The sequence below is a fragment of the Falsigemmobacter intermedius genome (assembly GCF_004054105.1).
GTDB lineage: Bacteria > Pseudomonadota > Alphaproteobacteria > Rhodobacterales > Rhodobacteraceae > Wagnerdoeblera > Wagnerdoeblera intermedia.
The window spans coordinates 1-2,534 of sequence record NZ_SBLC01000108.1 but is presented as its reverse complement, the minus strand read 5'-3'; the positions used below and the strand labels follow the sequence as shown (position 1 = coordinate 2,534).

Annotated in this window: 2 protein-coding genes and 1 pseudogene; 1 reads left to right on the top strand and 2 read right to left on the bottom strand. The window is 59.4% G+C overall.

What is annotated here, in order from left to right:
• Nucleotides 1-330 precede the first annotated feature (330 nt).
• Nucleotides 331-1,425: an NADH:flavin oxidoreductase/NADH oxidase gene (locus EP867_RS19275; protein ID WP_128491050.1), complete on the bottom strand. Its 1,095-nt coding sequence runs from the start codon at nt 1,423-1,425 to the stop codon at nt 331-333.
• A gap of 105 nt (nt 1,426-1,530) precedes the next feature.
• Nucleotides 1,531-1,758: a hypothetical protein gene (locus EP867_RS19270; protein WP_128491049.1), complete on the bottom strand. Its 228-nt coding sequence runs from the start codon at nt 1,756-1,758 to the stop codon at nt 1,531-1,533.
• Nucleotides 1,759-2,299: 541 nt separating this feature from the next.
• Here EP867_RS19270 and EP867_RS19265 point away from each other — a divergent pair.
• Nucleotides 2,300-2,485, top strand: a pseudogene (locus EP867_RS19265) (transposase); the annotation flags it as partial.
• Nucleotides 2,486-2,534 lie beyond the last annotated feature (49 nt).

The window sequence follows — 2,534 nt, the reverse complement described above, 5'->3', positions numbered from 1 at the left end:
TCCGCTGAGAGCGATCCGCCCGTCAAGGCAGGTCGACAGCGGCCAGCTCGTGACGCTCACGTTCGGCCATGAGTTCACAGGTGCCGGCGCCATGGAACGTCGCCAGCCGTTGCATCCATGAATTGGTGCTCTCATCCCTGAAGAAGGCCAGGCGGGGATAAAGCATATGACCCTTCCGAAAGTTAGCTCACTTCGGAGTTAGGGTCTTTCAGGTGCAACACAACCTGGGTGAGCAGAGATTGTATGCAGGCGATCGGCCCTTGGATGCGATCCGCCTGCACAATTTTACGGATCCTGCCGTCCCGAGAGCGGGCCGGCAGGAGACCGCTCTCAGTAGCGCTCCAGCCAATGCGCGTGAGGCGCGGGCAGGGTGGCCCATGACGGGCGCTCGACCTGCAGCGCACGGGCTGCCTCATAGGCCCAGTGCGGATTGGCGAGATGAGCCTTGCCGACCATCACGACATCCAGCTCGGCATTGCGCACGGCGGCTTCGGCAACATCGGGGTATCCAAAGCCCCAGGCGCTGGCGACCGGCAGGCCGGCCTCGTCCCGAATGCGTTTCGCAATCGGTCCCATGAAGCCCTTGGTCGCCCAAGGGATCTGCGCCTGCGGGGTCGAGAAGCCGATGCTGACGCTCATGAAATCAAGGCCGTCGTCCTTGAACAGGCGGGTCAGGGTGACGGCCTCTTCCATGTCCTCATCGATGCTGCCGTTGAACTCGGTCACACCGAAGCGCATGGTCAGCGGGAATTTCTCGGGCCAGACCCGGCGCACGGCAGCCAGCGTCTCGCGCAGGAACCGGCTGCGGTTCTCGAAGCTGCCGCCGTAGGCGTCGGTGCGCTGGTTGGCGTCCTTCGAGAAGAAGCTCTGCGCCAGATAGCCGTGGGCGAAGTGCAGCTCCAGCCATTCAAACCCGGCATCGAGCGCCCGGCGCGCCGCGGCGACGAAGTCGGCCTTCACGCGGGCGATGTCGTCCAGCTCCATTGCGCGCGGGGTGCGGGGCAGGTTGTTGCCAAAGGCAATGGCAGAAGGGGCGATGGTTTCCCAATAGCGCGGATCATCGGCGCTGATATGGTCGTCGCCCTCCCACGGGCGGTTCGCGTTGGCCTTCCGACCCGCGTGGGCGATCTGAATGCCCGGCACAGAGCCATGCGCCTTGATGGCCTGAACCATAGGCACGAAGCCCTGGGCCAGCTCATCGCTCCAGATGCCGAGGCAGTTCGGGGTGATCCGGCCCTCGGGGGCCACGGCAGTGGCCTCGACGATCACGAGGCCCGCACCGCCACGCGCCTGCGAGGCGTAGTTTTGCAGATGCCAATCGGCGACCTGACCGTCAGTGGCGGAATACTGGCACATCGGCGGCACCGCGATGCGGTTGCGCAGGGTTACGGATTTCAGGGTAAAGGGTTCAAACAGAACAGACATCTGACTTCCTGTAGATGGGATGTTCCAGATGTAGTCCCGATGGCCAGAACCGCAACTACGCGCCGGTCAAAGAAAAGGTGAGGGGCAGGGTGCCCAAGCCTAGGTTCAGGATCTGCGGACCATAAAGCCGCCGATCACCAGCATCACGGCAAATGCCATGACGGTCAGATAGATGAGGCCTTCTTCGAAAAAGAGATGCCGGAAGTAGAGATAAATCAGCTCCGACTTGCACCCAGTGGTGTTCATCCCGCAGCCGAAACCGATGAGGTAAACATAGGCGAAAGTGGCGAGACCACCGACAATCAGCCCGACGATAATCAGAAACATACCCATGACCGTCCTCCCAAGCACAGCATCGGTAAGACATGGTGGTCTGCGCAAGAAAAAACTGCCCGTGACTGCGAGTGCTGTCCTGGCGCCGATGTTGCTACCGATGTTGAAGATCCGGTGGCCGCGGTGCCTTGGAAGAAAGGTCTGAGGATGGAGCCGCTGTTATAGAAAATTTTTGAAAATTGTCTATAACAGCGGCTTTCTTCGATGCTCCGTTTGGGTCTCAGCTAACGCCCAACGCGGCTGTGAGATAGCCCGGATGTAAGGGTAAAAAGCTCGAACCTGGCATCCTGCAGACGAGAAAGTCCTGATGGTGATCAGCCTGTGATGCTCATGATAGCGAACTCACAGCAGTGCCGATGAATGGCAGCGCCGGGACAAGCTAACAGAATGGGGATACCGGCGCGCTGAAAGAGCTCAGATGACATTGCAGAGCTGCGCTGAGAGCGCCCTCTAAGTCATTGAATTTTATGAGCCTGGGAAAATATCGATATCATTTTAGCAATTTAGCTCATCAGTTGGCAAAATAGCACTTTGTTTTACACCAGGCCGGACATCACGAGAAAAGCCTGTCAAATACGATCAGCGTCGCTATCGCCGCCGCAGCCGTATCGAGATGATGTTCGGGCGCCTGAAGGATTGGAGGCGCGTCGCTACCCGATACGACAGATGCCCCAAAGTATTCCTCAACGCCATAACTCTGGCAGCGACGGTTATGTTCTGGTTATGAGATGCCGTAACGGGGCCTGCGTCGCGACCCGCCCGTTTCCGTTGCAGAA